Source organism: Luteimonas terrae, from assembly GCF_004358165.1.
In the GTDB taxonomy this organism is placed as follows: Bacteria; Pseudomonadota; Gammaproteobacteria; order Xanthomonadales; family Xanthomonadaceae; genus Luteimonas; species Luteimonas terrae.
The window spans coordinates 1,686,043-1,710,015 of the sequence record NZ_SMTG01000002.1 but is presented as its reverse complement, the minus strand read 5'-3'; the positions used below and the strand labels follow the sequence as shown (position 1 = coordinate 1,710,015).

Sequence of the window (23,973 nt, the reverse complement as noted above, 5' to 3'; positions counted from 1 at the left end):
GTAATGGCGGCGCCCGATCTCGTGCTGCGCGACATCCACCAGCCATCGGCGCCTCCTTGGTGGCCGCCGGCGCCGGGCTGGTGGTGGCTGGCTGCCGCGATTCTGGTCGTGTGCCTCGCGATCGTCGTCTGGCGCGTGTTGCGGGCCTGGGAGCGTCGTCGTTGGCAGCGGACGTTCGACGCGGAAGTGGCGCTGGCCGGCTCCAATACCGGTCGGATCGCGGTGATGTCGTCGCTGCTGCGCCGTGCCGCGCGTCGACATCGCGCGGACGGGGACCGGCTGCAGGGTGACGACTGGCTGACGTTTTTGGATGTCGGCCAACGGGGCGCGCCCTTCAAATCGGGCGTCGGGGCGGCGTTGCGTGACGGCGCGTTCCGTCGCGACACCGGTGCGCTGGATCTGGATGCGCTGCACGCACTGGCGCGCGGCCGGTTCGTCGACCTGATGACGAAGCGCGCATGACCGGCGACGCGGGCAACTGGATGCAGGCCCTGCGCGAGGTCTTCGCGTGGCCGTGGTGGCTGCTCGCGATCCCGCTGCCTTGGCTGGTGCGGCGTTTCGCGCCCGCTGCGCAACGTGGCGGCAGCGCGCTGCGCGTGCCCTACGGCGGGCTGGAGGCGATGACGACATCGCGCACTCGCCCGGGTATTTCGCCGACGCCATGGCTGCTGTGGATCGCCTGGTGCCTGCTGTGCATCGCCGCAGCGCGGCCCTTGCAATGGGGCGAAGTCGAGCAGCCGCCGCGCAGCGCGCGCGACCTGATGCTGGCGGTGGATCTGTCGGGCAGCATGAGCGAGGAGGACATGTACGTCGGCCGGCGCGCGGTCGACCGGCTGACCGCGGCGAAGGCCGTGATCGCCGATTTCCTCGAGCGCCGCGCCGGCGACCGGATCGGACTGATCGTGTTCGGCCAGCGGGCGTACGCGATGACGCCGATGACGCTGGATCGCGAGAGCGTGCGTCAGCAGCTCGATGCGACCGTCGTGGGTCTAGTCGGGCGCGAAACGGCGATCGGCGATGCGGTCGGGCTCGCAGTCAAACGTCTGCAGGACGCGCCGCGCGGGCAGCGGCTGCTGATCCTGCTCACCGACGGCGTCAGCAATGCCGGTGCGTTGACGCCCGACAAGGCCGCGGAACTCGCGCGGGATGCCGGCGTGCGCGTGCACACCATCGCGTTCGGCAGCGAGGCCGGCGCAGGCGGGATGTTCGGATTCCAGATGCCCGGCAGCGAGCCGGCGATCGACGAGGCGTCTCTGCAGCGCATCGCCGACGTCACCGGTGGCCGCGCGTTCCGGGCGCGTGACACCGCGGAACTGGCAGGCATCTATGGCGAGATCGATCGTCTCGAGCCGGTCGCGCAGCCCGGCCCTGCGCTGCGGCCGCGCATCGAGCGATATCCCGTGCCGCTCGCGATCGCCTGCGGCGTCCTGCTGCTCGCGTTGCTGCCGCGCCTGCGTGTGCGCCGCGAGGTGAGCACATGACGCTTCCGTTCGAGACGCTGCAGTTCGCGCGCCCGGCCTGGTTGTGGGCGCTGGCTATCCTGCCGGCACTGGCGTGGATCTGGTGGCGCAGACGGCGCGAAGCCGATGCGTGGCGGGAGGCCGTTGATCCGCATCTGCTCGCGCATCTGCTCGAAGCGCGTCCGGACCGGCGGGGACTGCTTGGCCTCGGTGCATGGCTGCTGGCGGCGCTGCTCGCGGTGCTGGCGCTGGCAGGCCCGGGCTGGCGCGAGACCGAAGTGCCGCTCCAGGCGCAGGGCATGGCGCCGCTGGTGATCGCGATCGATCTGTCGACGGCATCGATGGCGAGCGATCTGCCGCCGTCGCGCCTGCTGCAGGCGCGCGCGAAACTCGCGCGGCTGCTTGCCGCACGATCCGCGGGACAGGTCGCCCTGGTCGCCTGGGCCGACGACGCGTTCACCGTTGCGCCGCTGACCGACGACGCGCGCAACGTCGCGCTGTATCTCGATGCGCTGTCGCCGGAGGTCATGCCGGTCGACGGCCGGCGGACTGACCGGGCCATCGTGCAGGCCACGCAATTGCTGCGGCAGGGGCAGGCGCAGCGTGGCGACATCCTGTTGCTGACCGGAGACGCCGATGCAGCCGCGATCGCGGAAGCCGCCGTGGCGGCGCGCATGGGCTATCGCGTGTCCGTGCTCGGCCTGGGATCCGCCGCCGGCGCGGCCTACCGTGGTGGCGATGGCGGACTTGCGCATGCGCGCCTCGATGCGACGGCGCTGCAGGCCCTGGCAGCGGCGGGCGGTGGACGTTACGAAACGCTTTCGATCGATGACGGCGACCTGCAGGCGTTGGGCGTGCTGACGCCGGAGGCAACAGGGACGACCGCACGCGCTTCGTCCGGTGACGGCGTGCGGCGCGTGCTCGACGAGGGCTACTGGCTGCTGCTGCCGCTGCTGGCGGTGGTGCTGCTGGCGTTCCGGCGCGGATCAGGGTTCGCATGCATCGCGGTGCTCGCGCTGTGGCCGGCGCTGGCTCCACTGGGGGCGCATGCGGCGCCGCCCGCGGCCACGCCGTGGCAGCGCGCCGACCAGGTCGCGCACGGCCGCATGCAGGACGGAACGGCGGCTTACAGAAGTGAACGCTACGAAGATGCGCTGAAGGTCTGGACCGGCCTGCCGGGCGCGGATGCGGCCTACAACCGCGGCAATGCGCTGGCGCGGATGGGGCGCTACGACGACGCGATCGCCGCCTACGACGACGCACTGGCTCGGCAACCCGGCATGGCCGACGCGCAGGCCAATCGCGCAGCCGTCCTCGCGGCGCGCGATCGCAAGCCGCCGCCGGGGCAGGGTCAGGATTCGCGCGCGCATCAACAGCAGCGCAAGAATGACGACAGCCAAGGGCAGCCAGGCGACCAAGGAGAGCCCGCGAAGGGAGAGCAGGGCACCTCGGACGGTCGGGGCACGTCGCCGCAGCCGCCGCCCGACTCGCGCAAGGATCCGGCCGATGCCGGATCACCGTCCGATGCCCAAGCCCAGCGCGAGGCCAACGCCGCGCAGCGCGAACGCATGCAACGGGCGCTCGATGGCGACCCTTCGAACCCGCCCGAGGACGCAGTCGCAGCCGGGGGCGAGGCCGGCGACGAGCGCGAGCAGGCCAACGCCGCGTGGCTGCGGCGGGTGCCCGATGACCCGGGCGGATTGTTGCGGGCGAAGTTCCGGCTCGAGTACGAGCGTCGCGCGGCAGGAGGCGACCGATGAGGACGAATGTGTCGACGAGATGGCGAACGGGCCTGTGCGCCACCGTGATGGTGCTGTGGTGCATCGCGGGCGTCGCGCAGGCGCAGACGCGTGCCTGGCTGGACCGCGATCGCGTCGCATTCGGTGAAACCACCACGCTCAACGTCGAAACCGACGACGCGGGCGACGCGCCTGACTGGGCGCCGCTGGCGCAGGATTTCGACGTCAGCGGCCACACCAGCCGTCGGCAGGTCGAGATCAGCAACGGGCAGCGCGTGACGCGATCGCTGTATGGCGTCGCGCTCAAGCCGCGCCGCGAAGGCGTACTGACGGTGCCGCCGCTGCAGGTCGGCAGCGCTCGGACACAGGCCCTGTCGCTGAGTGTCGCGCCGGCGGTGGTGAGTGCCGCGCGCGATGGCGCGCCTGCGTTCATCGAGGCGGATGTCGACGTGCAGTCGCCCTATGTGCAGCAGTCGATCGGCTACGTGTTGCGGCTGTTCTACGCCACGCCGCTGGTGTCGGGCAGCCTCGACCAGCCTGCGCCGCAGGGCGCGTCGATGCAGCGCGTCGGCAATGACGTGCAGTACAGCCGCGACATCGGCGGCCGCCGCTACAGCGTGGTCGAGCGCCGCTACCAGCTGGTGCCCGAGCGCAGCGGCACGCTGACGATTCCCGGCGCGCGTTTCGAAGGCCGGGGTGCGGGCGGTGGTGGCTTTTTCGACGACGTGTTCAATCGCGGGCCGCGCGACCTGTCGGCGAACGGGCCACCCAGCGTGCTCGAAGTGCGGGCGATGCCGACCGGCGCCCCCCAGCCCTGGCTGCCGCTGTACGGCGTGCAGGCGCGCTGGCTGGAAGCGCCGAACGAAGGGCGCGTGGGCGAAGCGAGCACCTTCGTGCTCGAGGCGGTGTTCGACGGCGCGGTCGGCACGCAACTGCCCGGCGTCGAGCTGCCCGCGCTGCCCGACGCACAGGTATTCGCCGAGCCGCCGCAGTACGACGAGAGCTTCGAGGACGGCCGCCCGCGCGTGCGCCTGACCCGGCGATACGCGGTGGTCCCGCGCAGCGGGGGCGCTTTGCAGATCCAGGGGCCGCGCATCGGCTGGTGGGACGTGCGTGCGGGCACGGCCCGCGTCAGCGGGCCGCCAGCGGTCTCGCTGGCAGTGGCGCCGGGCGCGGCGCGCGCGGACGATGGGGTCGCAACCCCAGGACAGATCGATGTGGCCGCTCCGTCGGCGGTGCGCGACAGGTCCTCCGCGCTGTGGCCGGCGGTCAGCGCCTTGCTGGCTGCGCTCTGGCTCGCGACCGCGCTCTTGGCGTGGCGCCTCCGTCGCCAGCGTCCGGCGCCGTCGGCAGCGCGTCATGCGGTGCCTCCGCACGAGGACCCGGCAGGCGGCAAGCCACCGGACGTCAACGCAAATCAGGCCCATCGCCGCCTGATGCAGGTGCTGCAGACCGGCGAACCCGGCGAGGTCGAGTCCGCATTGCGCAGCCTGCGCAGCCCGGTCTTCGCCGATCTGGACGCGCTGCAGCCGGCGCTCGACGACGCCGCGCAACGCGAGGCGCTCGTGCTCTGGCAACGCGCGCGCTGGACCGGCGGTGATCTTGCCGGCGCGCGGCAAGCCCTGCGCACCGCGTTCCGCCCGGGCCCTCGATGGCACGGCGCGCCCGCCCCTCGCGCAGACGCGGCGCTGCCGCCGCTGTACCCGCAGCGATGAGCGACGGTTCCTGCTAGCCTCGCCGCTTTCCCGCGGTCCTTCCGACATGGCCGAATCCAGCGCCGCCCCCCGTTCCCGTCTGCCGCTCCATTGGAAGATCGCAATCGGCTTCATCGCCGGTCTGGTGCTCGGCCTGGTCGCGCACTACACCGGCCTGACCGCCTGGACTCTGGCCGACCCGGCTTCGGCCGCATGCACCGGCGCCGATCCGGGCTGGCAGTGCCGGCCGCTGATCGACAGCTTCGTCGCCTGGGTGACCGAGCCGCTGGGGACTTTGTTTCTCAGCCTGATCTTCATGCTGATCGTGCCGCTGCTGTTCTCCGCGCTGGTGATCGGCGTGTCGGAAATGGGCGATGTCGCCGCGCTGGGCCGCATCGGCTGGCGCACGCTGGCGTGGACGATCGTGCTGTCGGGCCTGGCCGTGCTGCTGGGTCTGGTGATGGTGAACGTGTTCCGGCCGGGCGACGGCGTGGATCCCGCGCTCGCGCAGCAGCTGCTGGCCGAAGGCGCGCAGCGCACCGCGGCCATCGTGCGCGACAGCAAGGAAGGCGCGACCGGCATGGAGATGCTGTTGTCGATCGTGCCGCAGAACGTCGTCGGCGCCGCCGCCGACAACGCCAACATCCTCGCGTTGATGTTCTTCGCGCTGATGTTCGGTATCGGTCTGGTGCTGACGAAGTCCGAAGCCACCGCGACGCTCAAGCGCGGCATCGAGGGCCTGTTCGAAGTCTCGATGACCCTGATCGGCCTGGTGATCCGCCTCGCGCCGATCGCGGTGTTCTGCTTCATGTTCAACCTGGCCGTGCTGTTCGGCTGGGACCTGCTGCTGCGGCTGGGTGCCTATGTGCTGGTGGTGGCCGTCGCGCTGGCCGTGCACATGCTGGTGACGTACTCGCTGGCGCTGAAGTTCGTCGGCGGCTGGTCGCCGCTGGCGTTCTTCCGCGGCGTGCAGGAGGCGATGCTGATGGCGTTCTCCACCGCATCCAGCAACGCCACGCTGCCGACGGCGCTGCGCGTGGCCGACGAGAACCTCAAGCTGCCGCGCAAGGTCTCGCGCTTCGTGCTGACCGTCGGCGCGACCGCCAACCAGAACGGCACGGCGCTGTTCGAGGGCGTGACGGTGATCTTCCTCGCGCAGTTCTTCGGCGTGGACCTCTCGATCTGGCAGCAGGTGCTGGTGATGCTGGTCTGCATCCTCGGCGGCATCGGCACGGCCGGCGTGCCCTCGGGCTCGCTGCCGGTGGTGGCGCTGATCTGCACGATGGTCGGTGTGCCGGCAGAGGGCATCGGCCTGGTGCTGGGCGTGAACCACTTCCTCGACATGTGCCGCACCACGGTCAACGTGACCGGCGATCTGGGCATCGCGGCGCTGGTCTCGCGTGGCGAGGCCGACGCGCCGGAGCCGCCGGCGACGGCCTGAGCCCGGATACGGAAAAACGCCCGGCAGTGCCGGGCGTTTCTTCGAGACGTCGTAACGGCGCTTACTGCAGCAGCGAGCGCAGCATCCAGGCGTTCTTCTCGTGGGTCTGCAGGCGCTGGGTCAGCAGGTCCTCGGTCGGATCGTCATCGGCATCGTCGGCGACTTCGAGGGCCTTGCGCGCGCTGCGGCAGACGGCTTCGTTGCCGATCACCAGCTGGCGCACCATCTCGCGCCAGTCCGGCGCCTTCTCCAGGCCCGGTTCTTCCTTGATCGAGGACAGCTGGATGAACTCGCCGTACGAACCCGGCGCGTTGTAGCCCAGCGCACGGATGCGTTCGGCGATCTCGTCCAGCGCGTTCCACTGCTCGGTGTACTGGCCTTCGAACATCACGTGCAGTGCGTTGAACATCGGGCCGGTGACGTTCCAGTGGAAGTTGTGGGTCTTCAGGTACAGCGTGTAGGCATCGGCGAGAAACACCGACAGGTGCTGGGCGACGACCTTGCGATCCTGGTCACTGATCCCGATATCGATGGCCGGCGCCTTCGACTGCGCGTCGGGCGAGGCGACGGCCGGCGCGACCGCGACGGCATTGGGCGTGCTGGACTTCTTCGGCTTGGCCTTGGCCATGACAGGACTCCGGTGTGAGGGGATGGCGTCCACAATAGGCGCGCATCCGTTGTGGATCTGTGACTTGAGGGCGGGTTGGACGCGTGACGCAGCATTCCATCGACAAGGCGGTGAACGACGCGTTGAAGCAGGCGCAGGGCGCGATCGACGCGGCCGGGACGCGCGACCGCGGTCGCCTGCTCGGGCTGCTGGGCCGCTGGCGCAGGGCGCCGGGCGATGCTGCCGCGCGCGCCGCCTTCGAGACCCGGCTCGATGCGTCCACGCGTCAGCGCGAGACGCGTGCCGCGCAACTGCCGCGGGCCGAAGTCGATGCCGCGCTGCCGATCGCCGGCAAGGCCGAGGAGATCGTCGCGCTGATCCGCGCGCATCAGGTGGTGGTGGTGGCTGGTGAGACCGGCTCGGGCAAGACCACCCAGTTGCCCAAGCTGTGCCTGGCGGCGGGTCGTGGCGCGGCCGGCATGATCGGCTGCACCCAGCCCCGGCGCATCGCCGCGCGGACCGTCGCGCGGCGCGTGGCCGAGGAACTGCGGGTGCCGATCGGAGGCGCGGTGGGCTACCAGGTGCGTTTCAACGACAACGTCAGCGAGGCGACCGCGATCAAGTTCATGACCGACGGCATCCTGCTGGCGGAGATCGCCTCGGACCGCTGGCTGTCGGCCTACGACACGATCATCGTCGACGAGGCGCACGAGCGCAGTCTCAACATCGATTTCCTGCTGGGCTATCTCAAGCAGCTGCTCGCGCGGCGTCCGGACCTGAAGGTGATCGTGACCTCGGCGACGATCGACACCGCGCGCTTCGCCGAGCATTTCGACGGCGCGCCGGTGGTCGACGTCGAGGGCCGCGGCTATCCGGTCGAGGTGCGCTATCGCCCGCTCGAAGGCGACGGCGAGGACGCGGGCGAGCGCAGCGTGCTCGACGGCATCGTGTCGGTCTGCGACGAGATCATGCGCGAGCGCGGCACCGGCGACACGCTGATCTTCCTGCCCGGCGAACGCGAGATCCGCGACGCGCACCAGGCACTGGAGCGCCGCAAATACCGCCACACCGAGGTGCTGCCGCTGTATGCGCGGCTGTCGGCGAAAGACCAGGATCGCGTGTTCAATCCTGGTCCGCAGCGGCGCATCGTGCTGGCGACCAATGTCGCCGAAACCTCGCTGACGGTGCCGCGCATCCATTACGTCGTCGATCCGGGTCTCGCGCGCGTCAAACGCTACAGCCCGCGGCAGAAACTCGACCGCCTGCACATCGAGCCGGTCAGCCAGGCCAGTGCCGACCAGCGCAAGGGCCGCTGCGGCCGCATCGCGCCGGGCACCTGCTATCGCGTGTTCTCCGAGGCGGATTTCGAAGCGCGTCCGCAGTACACCGATCCGGAAATCCGCCGCGCCGCACTGGCCGGCGTGATCCTGCGCATGTTGTCGCTGGGTCTGGGCGACATCGAGTCCTTCCCCTTCGTCGAGCCGCCCGATCCGCGCGCGGTCGCCGACGGCTGGCAGCAGCTGGCCGAGCTCGGCGCGATCGACGCGCAGCGCAAGCTCACGGCCATCGGCCGCACGATGGCCAAGCTGCCGGTCGACGCCAAGCTGGCGCGCATGCTGGTCGCCGCACGCGAGCACCGGTGCCTGCCCGCGATGCTGGCGATCACGTCGTTCCTCGGCATCCAGGATCCGCGCGAGCGACCGTCCGACCAGCGTGGCGCGGCCGATACCGCCCATGCGCAGTTCGCCGATCCAAAGTCCGAGTTCGTCGGCATCGTGACACTGTGGGATGCCTATCGCGCCGCGCATGCCGAACTCACCCAGTCCCAGCTGCGCAAGTGGTGCGACCGCAACTTCCTCGGCTTCCTGCGCATGCGCGAGTGGCGCGAGCTGCATCGCCAGCTGCGCCTGCAGTGCGAAGAGTTGGGCTGGTCGATCGATGCTGCGCCCGTCGTCGAAGGCGATGCACGTGCCGTGGCGCGTGCGCAAGCCGGTGCCTACATCGCCCTGCACCGCGCGCTGATCGCCGGCCTGCCGACTCAGGTCGGGCATCGCACCGATCCCGGCGGTGGCGGGCGCGCAAGCGGACAGTTCGAAGGTCCGCGTGGACGCCGCTTCCAGTTGTTTCCGGGGTCGCCGCTGTCGAAGAAGCCGCCGCCGTGGGTGCTGTCGGCGACGCTGCTCGACACCGAGAAGGTCTGGTCGCTGACCAATGCGGCGATCGAACCGGACTGGGTCATCGCCGAGCTCGATCATCTGCTGGCCCGTCGCCACCACGACCCGCGCTGGTCGCGCTCGCAGGGGCGGGTGGTGGGCAGCGAGCAGATCAGCCTGTTCGGGCTGGTGCTGGCGCCGAAGAAGCCGGTCGATTACGGGCGGCTGTACCCGGACGAGGCGCGTGCGCTGTTCCTGCGCGACGCTCTGGTCACGGGCGAGATCAACACCCGGGCCAGCGTCGTCGAGCGCAACCTGCGCACGCTCGAGCGCGCGCGCGAGGAGGAAGCCAAGCAGCGCCGCGTGGGTCTGGTGGTGGACGAGGACTGGATGGCGCAGTGGTATGCGCAGCGACTGCCGGCCGACGTGCTGTCGGCGCAGGCGCTGGACGCTTGGTGGCGCAAGGCGCCGGACGCGGCGAAGCAGGCGCTGGCGTGGAGCCGCGACGACCTGCTGGTCGCCGACGGCGTCGATGCCGATCTGTTCCCGGCCTTCATCGCGCTCGGCGATGCCCGGCTCGCGGTGTCCTATCGCTTCGAGCCCGGCGCGGTCGACGACGGCATGACGGTGTCGGTGCCGCTGCACCTGCTCAACGCGATCGATCCGGTGCGCCTGTCGTGGCTGGCGGCGGGCTTCGTCGAGGACAAGGCCGCCGCGTTGATCCGCAGCCTGCCCAAGGCACTGCGCCGGAACTTCGTGCCCGCGCCCGATTTCGCCCGCGCATTCGCCGAGGCGTGGCGTGGCGGCGATGTGGACGCCTTCACCGGCACGCTTGCGCGATTTCTGAAGAGATTGGCAGGCGTGGAGATTTCCGCGACGGACTTCGACGAGGCCACGCTCGACGCGCACCTGCGCGCGAACCTGCGTCTGGTCGACACCGGCCGCGACCGCAAGGGCACGACGGTGCTCGCCGAGTCACGCGATCTGGACGATCTGCGCCACCGTTTCGGTGACCGCGCCGCGCGCGCATTCGCAGCCCACGCGGCCGACGGCATGCAGCGTCAGGAATTGACCACGTTTCCGGATACGCCGGTGCCGGTTTCGGTGCCCGGTGCCGGCGGCCTGCCGGCGTACCCGGCGCTGCAGGACGACGGCGAGACCGCGTCGCTGGCCGTGCATGCCGATGCCGCCAAGGCGCGACGGCTGCATCCCGAGGGCGTGCGCCGGCTGATGACGATCGCGCTGGCCGACCGCGTGCGCCAGGCGCGCAAGCAGTTGCCGGTCGCGCCGAAGACCGCGCTGCTGTACGCCGCCATCGAATCGGCCGCGCCGCGCGAAGGCAAGCCGGGCGACCGCCTGCGCGAAGACCTCGTCGACGGTGCACTGGCCGCGTTGCTGGCCGACGGGCTCGAGGCGATCCGCGATGCCGACGCCTTCGCCGCGCATCGCGACGCGGTCGGCAAGGCACTGTTCGGCGAGGCGATGGCGCGGCTGCGCCAAGCCGAGGCCATTCTCGACCGCGTCGCCGAGGTGCGCGCGAAACTCGAATCGAAACTCATGGGCTGGGCGCGCGCCAATCTCGACGACATGCGTGGCCAGCTCGACGCACTGGTGCCGCCCGGATTTCTGCGCACGGTGCCTGCGACCGCACTGTCGGAGTACGCACGCTGGCTGCACGCGCTGGCCTTGCGCGCCGAGCGGGGGCAACGCGACCCGCAGCGCGACCAGCAACGCATGCTCGACGTCAAACCCTTCGTCGATGCACTGGCTGACGCCGCCGCGCGCGGCCGCAGCGGCGAGCCCGACTGGCAGGCGCTACGCTGGGACATCGAAGAGCTGCGGGTCTCGCTGTTCGCGCAGGAACTCGGCGCGAAGGGTGGGGTCTCGCCGAAGAAGCTCGCGGCGCGGGTAGCGGCGCTTACCTGATGCGCTCGACCCGCACGCGTGTGTTGTAACCCATGACACGGAGCCACCAGCCGCCGAGGCGGGCCGGGCTGATCTCGACCGCAGGGGCCTCCGAGCGCACGCCCTGCAGCGGTGTGTCACCCACCTGCTTCCAGACCTGGCCGTTCGCCAGTGTGAATTCACGTCCACGCGCGAAACCGTCGAAGCGGCCAACCAGCGTGCTGTTCACCGGCTCGGCGACGGCCTCCTGCTGAAGGCGTGCGCCGGCGCCGTCATGCCGCCCCGGCATACGATCGTCAACCGGATCCCGTGCCGCGACGGTCTGACTCGCAATCCACTGTTCCAGCGAATGCAGTTCCGCAGCATCGAGCTTGTGCAGACCCGCCGCATTGAACCGAGCTTCGCCCATCCGGGCTTCCAGCTGTGAGGTCTGCGTCCAGGCCGCGGTGCTTGCACACGCGAGCGCGGCTGCGAGGATCATCTGTATTCCAGAACGCATGGCTGTTGCTCCAACGGAATTGTGTTTCGTGATGAGCGGTTCAGCGTACGCGTTCGACCTTGGTCTGCGTGTTGTAGCCGTCGACCTTCAACCACCACACGCCCATGAAGCCTGGGCGGACACGAACCGCAACGTCGTTTCCGCGCGCACCACTGATGGTGGCGCCATCGGTCTGACGCCAGACCTGGCCGTTGGCGAGGGTGTACTGCCGGCCTTGAGCGAAACCGCTGAACGCGCCGACGATGGTGCTCTCGATGGGTTCTCGTGAGGCTGCAGAGGACAGACTGCCGGCATCCGCGGCGGCCTCGCGGCGCCCTTCTTCGCGCGCCTGCGCGATGCGTGCCTCGACGTCGGTCGTCGTAACGCCGGCGGGCGGCACCGAGGTCAGTGCGACCGCGGTCCGATCCCGTGCCAACAACTCGTTGAGGCGTGCGAGTTCGGCATCGCTCAGCTTGTTCAGGCCGGCGGCACGAAATTCAGCAGCACTGACGCGATCCTCGATCTTCGCCTGCTGTGCGAATGCGGGCACTGCGATGCACAACGCCGCGGCGATCAAGACACTGTGGACTGCACGCATACTCTGTTCCTCCGGTCTGGGCGCGGCTAGTGTAGACCGTCCCGCCTGCGTCGGACGGCTGATGCCCGAGCGCCCGGACAACCTGCGCGACCGCCTGTTGACGCTGCCGATGTTGGCCGCGTCCGGCGCGCCGCTGCGCGCTGCGCTGGCGTCGCTCGGCGACGACGTGCCCGCCGATGGCCGCGAGGCGGACGTCCTGCTCGACACGCTCACGGCCCTGGGTCGGCTCGGTGCGGATGCGGACGTCGTCGCGACCGCCATCGCCGACGCGGTACCCGCCTGGCGCGAGCCGATGCAGGCGCGGCTGCCCGCGATCGCGCCCCTGCTCGAAGGTCTGTCGGCCGCGCATCAGGTCTGGTCGCTGCACGCCGAGCACGTCAGCGAGGGCAATCCCGAAGGCCTGCGGCGGCTGTTGCTCGCGCTGATCCGCGACCTGCGTCTGGTCCTGGTGCTGCTGGCACGGCAACTGGCCCTGATGCGCGCCGCGGCGCGCGACGAGGACGGCGAGGCGCGCCGCGCACTGGCCGCGCTGACCCGCGATATCCACGCGCCGCTCGCCAACCGGCTCGGCATCTGGCAGCTGAAGTGGGAGCTCGAGGATCTCGCGTTCCGGTTCCTGCAGCCGGAGACCTACAAGCGCATCGCCGGGCTGCTCGACGACAAGCGGCTCGGGCGCGAGCGTTACATCGAGACCGTGCGCATACAACTCGGCGAGGCGCTGTCGGCGCAGGGCGTGCAGGGCGAAGTCGCAGGGCGGCCCAAGCACATCTACAGCATCTGGAAGAAGATGCAGCGCAAGCAGGTGCCGATCGGCGAACTCTACGATCTGCGCGCGGTGCGGGTCCTCGTCGACGACGTGCCGGCCTGCTACGCCGCGCTGGGCGTGGTGCATGCGCTGTGGACGCCGATTCCCAGCGAGTTCGACGACTACATCGCCAGGCCCAAGCACAACGATTACCGCTCGCTGCACACGGCGGTGGTCGGGCCGGACGGCAAGACGCTCGAAGTGCAGATCCGCACGCGCGAGATGCACGAAGCCTCCGAGCTCGGCGTCGCCGCGCACTGGCGCTACAAGGAGAGTGGCGGCTCGCAGCGGTCGTCGTCGGCGAGTGCCGCCGCGCTCGAGCGGCGCATCGAATGGATGCGTCGCCTGCTAGATGCGCACACCGATCCCGCCCGCGAGGACGGCGAGGCGCTGGCCGGCGCGCTGGGCACAGAACTGGTCGAAGACCGGGTGTTCGTGCTCACGCCCAAAGGTGAGATCGTCGACCTCCCGCAGGGCGCGACGCCGCTGGACTTCGCCTACCACGTGCACACGATGGTCGGGCACCGCTGTCGCGGCGCCAAGGTCGACGGGCGCATCGTGCCGCTGGATTACGTGTTGCGCAGCGGCGAGCACGTCGAAATCCTCACCGCGAAGGAGGCTGCGCCGCGCCGCGACTGGCTGGTGGTCGCGAACGGCTTCCTCGCCAGCCCGCGGTCGCGCGAGAAAGTCCGCAGCTGGTTCCACAAGCTCGACCGCGCGCGCAATCTGCAGGCCGGACGCGAGCTGCTGGAGAAGGATCTGCGCAGGCTCGGCCTGCTGCAGGCGGATCTGGCGCCGGTGCTGTCGCGCTTCAACGTGGTGACGGTCGACGAGTTGTACGTGCTGGTCGCGCTGGGCGATGTCGGCCCCAACCAGATCGGTCGCGCACTGCTGGAGCTCGAACGTGAGCGGACGGCGCCGGTGGAGCCCGCCGCGCCGACCTTGCCCCTGCGCACGCCACGTCGCGCGCCCAAGACCGGCGAGTCCGATTTCCACGTCGTCGGCGTGGACAACCTGCTGGTACAGGTCGCCCGGTGCTGCCGGCCGGTTCCGGGTGAGCCGATCGCGGGGTATCTCACGCGGGCGCGCGGGGTCAGCGTGCATCGACGCGACTGCCCGGCATTCCTGCGCCTGTCGGCCGGCCATCCGCAGCGCGTGCTGCCGGTGGAATGGGGACGCGCGAGCGGCGGTCACGAGTCCGACCTGGTGGTCGAGGCGGTGGATCGCCGGCATCTGCTCAAGGACCTCAGCAATGTGATCGCGCAGGAAGACGTGCACGTGCTGTCGATCCAGAGCGAAACCATGGGCCTGTCGCGCGTGCGCCTGAAACTGCGCGTGCGTGTGGGGGACTACGGTCAGCTGGCGCGCCTGCTCGGCAAGCTCGACGACACGCCGGGCGTGGATGCCGCGCGCCGTGGTTGAGGCCCGATGGTGACGCGATCGTTCATCGGCCGCCTCCATACTTCCGCGCGTGCCTCGAGCCCCTGATACCTCCGGTCCGGCCGATCCCGCTGCGCGCGTGCCGCTCGCGCGGCGCCGCATGCACGTGATCGCGGACGATCCGCGACGTTGGCGCTGGATCGTTGCCGGCGTCTGCGTGGGCGTCGTGGTGCTGGTGGTGCTGGTGCGCCTGTTCGTGGTCGAGCGCTTCTGGCCGCAGACGCGCGCGCAGGCGCTGCTCGACGATGCGGCGATTGCGGTGGCGGCCGGTCATCTCGACGATCCTGACGGCGATGGCGCACGCCAGCTCTACGAGGCCGCGCTCGCGCTCGATCCCGACGACGTGCGTCCACAGGCCGGCCTTGCCGAGGTGGCGCGTGCAGCGGTGGTACAGGCCGCTGCAGCCGTCGATGCCGGACGTTTCGACGAGGCGCGTGCGGCACTGCGGCTCGCGCAGTCGCTCTCGGCGCCGCGCGAACACGTCGACGCGGTTGTGGCCGCGCTGCAGCGGCGGGAAGCGTCCGGAGCGGGCCTCGAGCGGCTCATCGCCAGCGCGGACGCGGCGCAGGCGGCCGGCAACCTCGACGGGGGCGAGGACAGCGCGCTACCGCTCTACCGGCGCGTGCTTGCACTGCAGCCCGACAACGCCGAGGCGCTGCGGGGGCGGGAGGACGCACTGGCGATGCTGCTCGACCAGGCGCGCACGCGGTTGCGCACGGGTGGGCTGCGCGAGGCGGCGGATCTGATCGTGCAGGTGCGCAGCTACGATGCCGGTCATGTCGACCTGCCGGACACCGAGGCGCGGTTGACCGAAGAACTCGACGCCTTGCGTCGTCGCGCCGCGCGCAGCCTCGAATCCGGGCGCGTCGAGCGGTCTGTGGCCGAGTGGCGCACGCTGCTGGCCTTCGATCCGGACGATGCGCGGGCGCAGCGCGGGCTGGTCGACGCTGGCGCCGCCTACGCACAGCGTGCCGAACGCTTCGCGCGCGACTTCAACTTCGCCGATGCCGATGCGCAGTTGCGCGAGGCGCAGGCACTCGCACCCGACAGCGACGCGGTCCGCAACGCGATCGCCCACGTCGAACGCTCGCGCGCACGCCATGCGCGGCTCGGGCCGCAGCTGCCGCCCGCGCAGCGCCGCCAGCGCATCGACACCTTGTTGCGCGAGGCCGCTGCGGCGGAAGCACGCGGCGATCTGCTGACGCCACCGGGCGACAGCGCCTACGACAAGATCCGCGCCGCACGGCGCGTGGCGCCCGACGACGCGGCCGTCGCGCGCGCATCCGCGCGCCTGTTGCCGTCCGCGCGCCAGTGTTTCGACGCCGGTCTGCGTGCGAACAGCCTCGCACGCGCGCGCAGCTGTCTCGATGCCCGCGAGGCACTGGGCGACGACGCCGGCAGCGTGCGCGATGCCCGCCGCCGCCTGGCGCAGCGCTGGCTGGCGATCGGCGACGAACGGTTGGGGGCCGGCAACGTCGCCGGTGCCGAAGCCGCGCTGGCATCGGCGCGCGCGGTCGAGCCGGGTGTTCCAGGCCATGCGGAGTTCGCGCGGCGCGTGCGCGCCGCCTCGGTCAGGCCCTGATCGGCCCGTCGAAGAAGACCGCGCGAACGGTCTCGCGCGCCGCATCCAGCGAGAAATGCGCGGCCACATTGGCCAGTCCGTTCGCGGACAGGCGTGACCACAGGGCTTCGTCGCCATGGAGCCGCACGACCGCGTCGGCGAATCCCGCAGCGTCGTCTGCCAGCAGCACATCCTCGCCATCGCGCAGATGCATGCCTTCAGCCGCGCAGCTGGTCGCGACGACCGGCTGGCCATGCGCCATGCTCAGATTGACCTTGCCCTTGACCCCCGCACCGAAGCGCAGCGGCGCGACCGCGATGCGGCAGCCGTCCATGTAGGGCTCGATATCGGGAACATGGCCGTGGATGGACACGCCCGGCGCGTCACGAAACGCGGCGATGACCTCGGGTACGTCGCCGCCGATGCAGTGGAAGTGGACGTCGGGCAGCACGGCACGGATGCGGGGAAACACATCGCCAAGAAACCAGCGCATCGCGTCGACGTTCGGCGGATGCCGGAAGCCGCCGACGAAGACGAGATCCCGGCGCTGCGCGAACGCGGCGCCTGCGCCGGCAATCTCGTGCAGGTTCGACAGCACGGTCACGCGTGCATCGGGTGCATCCGTCGCGAGGACATCGGCTTCGGTCGCACTGACCACCAGTGTCTCGTCGCTGCGCGCGACCACGTCGAGCTCGAGCGCGCGTGTGCGCGCAGCCGCACGGGCCAGCGCTGCGTCGCCGGCGATGTCGGCACCTCGCTGTTCGCGGACATAGTGCAGGTCGATGCTGTCGAACACCACGCGCGCCTGCGGCGCATGCGTGCGGACGAGCGGCAGGAACTCACGCGCGATGTAGTGGCGGCACAGCACCACGCGCGAAAAGCGCGATCCATGCACGCGCATCCAGCGTGCGACTCCGGCGACATGGGGTGCATGCCAAGCCTCGACGCCCAACGCCTGCAAAGCCCGCGTCGCTGCGCCCGCGTGATGCCCGTCGGCGGGCAGGAACACGATGTGCGCGCCGGCCGCGCGCAGCATCCGCATCAGGTTCACCAGCCGCAACGAGGCCGAATCGCGCGCGGTGTCCGGAGTGATGCTGTCGACGATCAGGATCTGCGCCGTGCCCGACCGGGGTAGACGGCCGGCAACCACGGGATCGAGCGGTCGCGTCGCCAAGTCTTGGCGCCAGCGCGCTTCGAACACCGGCAGGTTGCGCGCCTGCGCGGCCTTCATGCCCTGCGCGGGATCGGTACCCGCACTCGCGCCTTCGAGGTGCACGATCTGGGCGACCGGTTGTACCAGCACGCGCAGGCCGGCATCGCGCACGCGGAAGGCGAGGTCGGTGTCTTCGTAATAGGCCGGCGCATAACGCAGGTCGAACCCATCGAGTCGATCGAACAGCGCTCGTTCGATCATCAGCGCCGCGCCCGACACGTAGTCGACATCCGCGCACCATGCGAACGCCGGATGCTCGGGCGAGGCGAAGCGCCCCCGGCTCTCGCCGCGGCCATCACGGGCCAGCATCGCGCCGGCCTCCTGCAAACGGCCGTCGGGGTAGACCAGTTGCGCGCCGACAATGCCCACGTCCGCATGTGCGTCGAAGGTCGCGCGCATCGTGTCGAGCCAGCCCGGCTGTGGCACCGTGTCGTTGTTGAGGAACAGCAGAAAACGTCCGCGGGCGATCGCGGCGCCCGCATTGCAGGCGCCGATGAAACCCCGGTTGTCGGGCAGGGCGTGCAGGCGCAGACCGGCCACCTGCGACAACGCGGCGAGCGTGTCGTCCGGGCTGGCATCGTCGACGACGATCACCTCGATCGCCGCCCGCGGCGGGTGTGCGGCGATCGCGCGCAGACACGCCACGGTCTCGGCGACGTGGCCGTACACGGGAATGACGATGCTGACGTCCGGTGTCCCGGACGCCGGCAACGCGAAGGGCGCGAACGGCGACAGATCGGCAGCGACCAGACCGCGCACGGTCGTCGGCGCAAACAGGCCCAGCTGCGCGGTGACGCGCTGCCAGGTCGCACGGGGGCCGCGCGTGCGCAGGCTGGCCAGGCCGCGGCGGCACAGGCCGAGCGCGCGTTCCAGCTGGAAGCGAGCGCCCGACAGGGAAAACGACATGCGTTCGTAACTCCAGCTGACTGTTCGGGGGGCGGCCCGGGCCCGCATCCGGACGCTGGGATAGACTGCCCGGCGCTATTGTGGCATCGACATCGACCCGCACGCTGCGGGCGCAGGAATTCCATGGCCCGGATCGATTACGAAGACGACGACATCGAGGATCTGAACGACGAGGCGCCGCCGGTCTGGCGCCGTCGGGTCGTGACCGCGGTGCTGGCGGTGATCGGTCTCGGTCTCGGGTTCCTGATTCCGTACACGCTCTATCTCAACCACCAGGTCAGCGAGAAGTTCGGCGCGCTGACCTGGCAGGTGCCCACGCGCGTCTATGCGCGTCCGCTGCAAGTCACGCCGGGCGTGGCGATGAACGCCGCGACGCTCAAGACCGAGCTCGATGCGGCGGGGTATCGCGAGGGCGACGGCGTCAAGCCGGGCACCTATGCGACCGAGGGTGCACGCTGGACGATCTCCAGCCGCGGCTTCCGCGACGTCGACGGCGTGGTCGCGCCCGGTCGCGTGCAGGTCACGCTGTCGGGCGGGCGCGTCTCGCGGCTGCGCGATGGGGACGGCGAGCGCGCGCTCAAGGTGGCACGCATGGACCCGGCGCGTATCGCCACGCTCTACGGCCAGCGGCAGGAAGAGCGCCGTCTGGTGCGCATCGACGAGGTGCCGCAGTTGCTCACCGACACGCTGCAGGCGGTGGAGGACAAGGACTTCGCGCACCATCACGGCATCGATCTGAGCGGCATGGCGCGCGCGGCGCTGGTCAACATGCGCGCCGGCGAGACCCGCCAGGGCGCCAGCACGCTGACCCAGCAGCTCGCACGCAGCGGTCTGCTCGGCATCGGCCGCGAGCAGACCTACACGCGCAAGTTCAACGAAGTGCTGTACGCGATGCTGATCGAGGCGCGCTACGGCAAGGGCGCGATTCTCGAGGCCTATCTCAACCAGGTGTATCTGGGGCAGCGCGGCGCGCAGGCGATCCACGGCGTCGCCGCGGGCGCGGAGTTCTGGTTCGGCCGCCGCCTCGACGACCTGGAAACCGAACAGGTCGCGCTGCTGGTCGGCATCATCCGCGGTCCATCGCACTACGACCCGCGCCGCAATCCCGAGCGCGCGCTGGCACGCCGCGACTTCGTGCTCGGCAAGATGCTCGAAGCCGGCCTGATCGACCAGGCCGCGCACGATCGCGCCGCCAAGCGTCCGCTCGGGATCACCGAAACGCCCGGCAGCATCGCCGCGAACCGCTTCCCGGCTTACGTCGATCTGGTGCGCCGTCAGCTCGGCCGCGACTATCCGACTGCCGAACTGCAGGGCGCCGGTCTGTCGGTGATGACCGCGATGGCACCGTCCGCCCAGGCCTACGCCGAAGGTTCGACGGTGCGCACGCTCAAGAGTCTGTCGACCGGCAAGCGGCCGCCGCTGCAGGCCGGCCTCGTGGTCACCGACGTGCACACCAACGAAGTGGTCGCGGCGATCGGCAGTCGCGATCCGGTCGAACACGGCTTCAACCGCGTCGTCGAAGCGCACCGCCCGGTCGGTTCGTTGCTCAAGCCCTTTGTCTATCTGATCGCCCTCGGCAGCCAGCCGGAGCGGTACTCGCTGGCGAGCTGGGTCGACGACTCACCGGTGACGATCACGCTGGAAAACGGCCGCTCGTGGTCGCCGGGCAATTCCGACGGCCGCAGCCATGGCACGGTGCGGATGATCGATGCGCTGGCGCGTTCCTACAACCAGGCGACGGTGCGCATCGGCCAGGACATCGGGCCGCGCGCGCTGGCCGATCTGATCTACACGCTGACCAGCGTGCGCGCGACGCCCAATCCGTCGCTGACGCTCGGCTCGATGGACCAGAGCCCCTACGCAATGGCCCAGCTCTACCAGTTCCTGGCCTCCGGTGGCGAGATCCAGCCGCTGCGTACGGTACGCGGCGTCATCGATGCGCAGGGCCGGGTTGTGAGCCGCTACGACACCGCGCCGAGTCCCGCCCAGCCCGGCGATGCCATCGCCACGCGTCTGGTCACGCTGGCCCTGCAGAACGCGGTGACGTCGGGCACCGGCCGCCAACTGGTCAACGACGGGCTCGGTCGCCTCAACGCCGCCGGCAAGACCGGTACCAGCAATGATGGACGCGACAGCTGGTTCGCCGGCTGGACCGGCGACCATCTGGCCGTGGTCTGGGTCGGCAACGACCAGAACGAGCAGACCGGCCTGTACGGTGCGACCGGTGCGATGCGCGTGTGGTCGGGCCTGTTCTCGCGACTGCCGAGCGCACCGCTCGAGGTGAGCGACGAAGGCCTGGAGTGGCAGTGGGTTGCGCAGTCCAATGCCACCGATGCCGACTGTCCCGAGGCCCGCCGTTTCGCGTTCGTCGCCGGCTATGCGCCGCCGTACCAGCCGTGCCCCACCTACGACCCGAACCAGACCTTCGTCGACGAGAACGGCAATCTGGTCGACGCGACCGGCGCGCCGGTGCAGCAGGAGCGCCGCGGATGGCGCGAGTTCTTCGGCTTCGGTCGCGACGATGCCCCGGCGCCGCCGCCCGAACCCGTCCCTTCCCAGCCGGCGCCCGCGCCGCCCATCGAGGAATCGCCGTGATGCTTCCACGCCGCATCGCTTTCCGCGCCGCGTCCATCGCCGGCGTGCTCGCACTCGGCGCCTGCGCCAGCCAGTCGCCGACCACGGCCGAGACCGCGCCGGTCTCCACCATTCCGCCGGCGACCATGGTCCAGGCGATCCGTGCCTCGGCGGGCGATGGCGACGGCGAGCTCGCCGTGCAGCCGCTTCGCGATCCGATGGTCGAGGACCTGCGCGCGCGCGCGGTCACCCTGGAAGCCCGGGGCGATCTCGACGGCGCCGTCGCCGCACTCGACGAGGCCATGACCATCGTCGACAGCGATCCGGCGCTGCTGCAGGAACGCGCCGAACTGGCGATCCTGCAGAACGATCTGCCCAGGGCCACCCAGCTTGCCGAGCGCGCGTATGCGCTCGGCGCGCAGGTCGGTCCGCTGTGCCGCCGCCACTGGATCACGCTGGAACAGGTGCGCCTGTCGACCGGCGATGCCGAAGGCGCGACGCAGGCCCGCAGCCAGGCCGACGGCTGCCGCGTCGCCGGGCCCGACCGCTTCTGAACGACGCAGGACGCGTGCCGGTGCTCGACACGCGCGACGCCCGCCTCGCGGACCGCAGCCGCGACGCCCTCGTCGAGGGTGGCCTGCTGGCGGAACACATTCCCGCATTCCGGCCGCGCGTCGCGCAGCAGGCGCTGGCGATGTCGGTCGCCGACGCGATCGACCAGCGCGCCACCCTGCTGGCCGAGGCCGGCACCGGCACCGGCAAGACCTTCGCCTATCTGGTGCCGGCGCTGCTGTCGGGCCTGAAGACCATCGTCTCCACCGGCACGCGCGCGCTGCAGGACCAGCTGTTCCACCGCGACCTGCCACGCGTGCGCGACGCGCTCGGCAGTGGCCTGCGCAGCGCGCTGCTCAAGGGCCGCGCGAACTATCTGTGCCTCTACCGACTGGAGCAGGCGCGGGGCGAGCCGCGACTGGCCACGCGCGAGCAGATCCACCAGTTCCAGCGCATCGTCGCCTGGGCGGGACGCACGCGCATGGGCGACATGGCCGAGCTCGACGGCCTGCCCGAAGACACGCCGCTGCTGCCGATGGTCACCTCGACGGTCGACAACTGTCTCGGCAACGACTGCCCCTTCTGGAGCGAATGCTTTCTGGTGCAGGCGCGGCAACGCGCGCAGGCGGCCGACGTGGTGGTGGTCAACCACCATCTGCTGCTCGCCGATCTGGCACTGAAGCAGGAGGGTTTCGGCGAGATCCTTCCGGGCGCGCAGGTGTTCATCGTCGACGAGGCGCACCAGTTGCCCGAACTCGCCGCGCAGTTCTTCGGCGAAGGCATGAGCGCGCGTCCGCTGGTCGAACTGGCGCGCGACGCCATCGCCGAATGCAAGGACGTGCCCGGCGTGCTGCCGGTGTTGCAGGGGCCTGCGCACCTGCTGGAGGACGCGACGCGTGCCCTGCGCACCGCGATGGACGGCCTGCCGCCGCGCGGCACCCGTTATCGCGCGCTCTACGAGCCGGCGGTCGAAGAAGCGCTGCACGCGCTCGACGACGCGCTGCTGCATCTGCGTGATGCGCTCGCCCCGGTACGCGAAGCCTCGCCAGGGCTCGACAGCTGCCACGCGCGCGCGCTCGCCTTCATTGCAAAGCTGCGGCGCTGGAACGACGGCAGCGCGGCTGCGGAACCACTGTTCGACGACGATGTGCCGGCCGAATCGCCGGCGTCGACGCCGCCGGCCGATGACGGCGTGCTGTGGTACGAACTCACCCCGCGCGGCTTCCGCCTGCAGCGTACGCCGCTCGATGTGTCCGCGCCGCTGCGCACGCATCGCGAAGCGTCCCGTGCCGCCTGGATCTTCACCTCGGCCACGCTCGCCGTGGACGGCAGCTTCGACCACGTCGCCGAGCGTCTGGGCATCGAGGCGCCGCAGACGCTGCTCACGCCAAGCCCGTTCGACTGGCCGCATCAGGCCCTGTGCTATCTGCCGCCGAAACTGCCGCAGCCGTCCGCGCAGGACTACACGCGCGCAGTCGTCGACGCGGTGCTGCCGGTGCTCGAAGCGTCCGATGGTCGCGCCTTCCTGCTGTTCGCCTCGCATCGCGCATTGCGCGAAACCGCGGCGCTGCTGCGCGATGGCAGCCGCGAGGTACCGTGGCCGCTGTTCGTGCAGGGCGAGGCCCCGCGCCACGTGCTGCTGCAGCGGTTTCGCGACTCGGGCAACGGCGTGCTGCTGGGCGCGGCGAGTTTCCGCGAAGGCGTCGACGTGGCCGGCGATGCCCTGAGCGTGGTGGTGATCGACAAGCTGCCGTTCGCCGCGCCTGACGATCCGGTGTTCGAGGCGCGGCTGGACGCGATCCGCCGCGCCGGCGGCAACCCCTTCCGCGACGAACAGTTGCCGCAGGCGGTGATCGCGCTCAAGCAGGGGGTCGGCCGGCTGATCCGCACCGAGTTCGACCGTGGCGTGCTGGTGCTGTGCGACCCGCGTCTGCTGGGTCGCAGTTACGGCGGGGTGTTCCTCGATTCGCTGCCGCCGCTGCCGCGGACCCGCGAACTGTCGACCGTCGCCGCGTTCTTCGCCGCGCCTGCGACAATGGCGGCGGACGCGCTGTCCGAATCCCCGATCCCCAATCCCGAATCCCAGGCCGTATGAAACTGCTCGCGTTCGAAACCGCCACCGAGGCCTGTTCCGTCGCCGTCTGGGACGACGGGCGCGTGCTCGAACGCTTCGAGATCGCGCCGCGTCGTCATGCCGAACTCGCGTTGCCGTGGGCAGAAGACCTGCTGGCCGAGGCCGGCATCGCGCGCAGCCAGCTCGACGCGGTCGCGGTGGGGCGCGGCCCCGGCGCGTTCACCGGCGTGCGGCTCGCGATCGCGCTGGTGCAGGGCATCGCGCTGGCGCTCGATCGCCCGGTCGTCGCGCGTTCCACGCTCGAAGTGCTGGCGATGCGCGCCGAGGGGGCGGACGACGCGCGCGTGCTGGCCGCGATCGACGCGCGCATGGGCGAGGTCTACAGCCAGGCCTTCGTGCGCACGGCGGACGGCCTGCGCGCACTCGACGACGCGCGCGTGTGCGCGCCGGATGCGGTCGCGCTGCCGGACACCGCGGACGGCTGGGTCGGTGTCGGCACCGGCTTCTCCGCCGCCGAACATGCCTTGCAGACACGTCTGGCGGGTCGCTTCACGCATATCGACGCGACGGCGCTGCCGCGCGCGGTCGATCTCGCACGACTGGCCGCCGCTGCGTTCGCGCGCGGCGAGACGCTGGCACCCGAGCGGGTCGAGCCGGCTTATCTGCGCGACAACGTCGCGCTGACCTTGGTCGAGCAGGCCGCGTTGCGCGCCTCGAAGCAGGCCGCGGAACCCGGCACGCCGGGCGCGGTCTGAGTTCCGGACTGGCACGGG

16 protein-coding genes are annotated in these 23,973 nt (G+C 70.8%); 12 read left to right on the top strand and 4 right to left on the bottom strand.

The genetic code is table 11. The features are described 5' to 3' along the window. The first annotated feature begins 3 nt into the window (after positions 1–3). The 5 genes from E2F49_RS07795 to E2F49_RS07775 are packed head-to-tail and all read left to right on the top strand — an operon-like array spanning position 4 to position 6,334. Positions 4–462, top strand: a complete 459-nt coding sequence (locus tag E2F49_RS07795; protein WP_133393275.1) for a DUF4381 family protein — start codon at positions 4–6, stop codon at positions 460–462. Next, a complete protein-coding gene (locus E2F49_RS07790; RefSeq protein WP_133393274.1) occupies positions 459–1,481 on the top strand; it encodes a vWA domain-containing protein in 1,023 nt (340 codons plus the stop codon). The genes E2F49_RS07795 and E2F49_RS07790 overlap by 4 nt, the downstream gene beginning before the upstream one ends. Beyond that, on the top strand, positions 1,478–3,220 hold the full coding sequence (locus E2F49_RS07785) for a tetratricopeptide repeat protein (protein ID WP_133393273.1): 1,743 nt from the start codon (positions 1,478–1,480) through the stop codon (positions 3,218–3,220). The genes E2F49_RS07790 and E2F49_RS07785 overlap by 4 nt, the downstream gene beginning before the upstream one ends. A gap of 8 nt (positions 3,221–3,228) precedes the next feature. Further along, on the top strand, positions 3,229–4,914 hold the full coding sequence (locus tag E2F49_RS07780) for a BatD family protein (protein ID WP_243713507.1): 1,686 nt from the start codon (positions 3,229–3,231) through the stop codon (positions 4,912–4,914). A gap of 46 nt (positions 4,915–4,960) precedes the next feature. After that, positions 4,961–6,334, top strand: coding sequence for a dicarboxylate/amino acid:cation symporter (locus E2F49_RS07775; protein WP_133393271.1), 1,374 nt, complete (start codon positions 4,961–4,963; stop codon positions 6,332–6,334). Positions 6,335–6,395: 61 nt separating this feature from the next. Here the strand turns inward: E2F49_RS07775 and E2F49_RS07770 are convergent, their stop codons facing one another. Next, a complete protein-coding gene (locus E2F49_RS07770; protein ID WP_055249537.1) occupies positions 6,396–6,962 on the bottom strand; it encodes a Dps family protein in 567 nt (188 codons plus the stop codon). Between the two features lie 83 nt (positions 6,963–7,045). On the opposite strand from E2F49_RS07770, the gene hrpA reads away from it, so the two are divergent. Next, a complete protein-coding gene (gene hrpA, locus E2F49_RS07765) occupies positions 7,046–11,020 on the top strand; it encodes an ATP-dependent RNA helicase HrpA (protein WP_133393270.1) in 3,975 nt (1,324 codons plus the stop codon). Here hrpA and E2F49_RS07760 read toward each other — a convergent pair. Further along, entirely contained in the window at positions 11,013–11,480 is a 468-nt protein-coding gene (locus E2F49_RS07760) for a hypothetical protein (protein ID WP_133393269.1), read from the bottom strand. The genes hrpA and E2F49_RS07760 overlap by 8 nt on opposite strands. 58 nt (positions 11,481–11,538) lie before the next feature. Beyond that, a complete protein-coding gene (locus E2F49_RS07755; RefSeq protein WP_133393268.1) occupies positions 11,539–12,054 on the bottom strand; it encodes a hypothetical protein in 516 nt (171 codons plus the stop codon). An 82-nt stretch (positions 12,055–12,136) separates the two neighbouring features. Here E2F49_RS07755 and E2F49_RS07750 point away from each other — a divergent pair, with 82 nt between their 5' ends. Both E2F49_RS07750 and E2F49_RS07745 read left to right on the top strand, forming a co-directional pair. After that, positions 12,137–14,302 (top strand): bifunctional (p)ppGpp synthetase/guanosine-3',5'-bis(diphosphate) 3'-pyrophosphohydrolase, encoded by a 2,166-nt coding sequence (locus E2F49_RS07750; protein WP_133393267.1) that lies wholly within the window; start codon positions 12,137–12,139, stop codon positions 14,300–14,302. 118 nt (positions 14,303–14,420) lie between these two features. Further along, entirely contained in the window at positions 14,421–15,902 is a 1,482-nt protein-coding gene (locus E2F49_RS07745) for a tetratricopeptide repeat protein (protein ID WP_133393266.1), read from the top strand. Here E2F49_RS07745 and E2F49_RS07740 read toward each other — a convergent pair. Beyond that, positions 15,892–18,000 (bottom strand): glycosyltransferase, encoded by a 2,109-nt coding sequence (locus E2F49_RS07740; RefSeq protein ID WP_133393265.1) that lies wholly within the window; start codon positions 17,998–18,000, stop codon positions 15,892–15,894. The genes E2F49_RS07745 and E2F49_RS07740 overlap by 11 nt on opposite strands. Before the next feature lie 123 nt (positions 18,001–18,123). Between E2F49_RS07740 and mrcB the strand changes: the two genes are divergently transcribed. The 4 genes from mrcB to tsaB are packed head-to-tail and all read left to right on the top strand — an operon-like array spanning position 18,124 to position 23,955. Continuing rightward, complete coding sequence (mrcB, locus tag E2F49_RS07735; RefSeq protein WP_133393264.1) at positions 18,124–20,595, top strand: penicillin-binding protein 1B; 2,472 nt, start codon at positions 18,124–18,126, stop codon at positions 20,593–20,595. Continuing rightward, positions 20,595–21,128 (top strand): tetratricopeptide repeat protein, encoded by a 534-nt coding sequence (locus E2F49_RS07730; RefSeq protein WP_133393263.1) that lies wholly within the window; start codon positions 20,595–20,597, stop codon positions 21,126–21,128. Before mrcB ends, E2F49_RS07730 begins: the two co-directional genes overlap by 1 nt. Positions 21,129–21,148: 20 nt before the next feature. After that, positions 21,149–23,221 (top strand): DNA repair helicase YoaA, encoded by a 2,073-nt coding sequence (yoaA, locus tag E2F49_RS07725; RefSeq protein WP_133393262.1) that lies wholly within the window; start codon positions 21,149–21,151, stop codon positions 23,219–23,221. Beyond that, positions 23,218–23,955 (top strand): tRNA (adenosine(37)-N6)-threonylcarbamoyltransferase complex dimerization subunit type 1 TsaB, encoded by a 738-nt coding sequence (gene tsaB, locus E2F49_RS07720; RefSeq protein ID WP_055249521.1) that lies wholly within the window; start codon positions 23,218–23,220, stop codon positions 23,953–23,955. Before yoaA ends, tsaB begins: the two co-directional genes overlap by 4 nt. Positions 23,956–23,973: the final 18 nt, after the last annotated feature.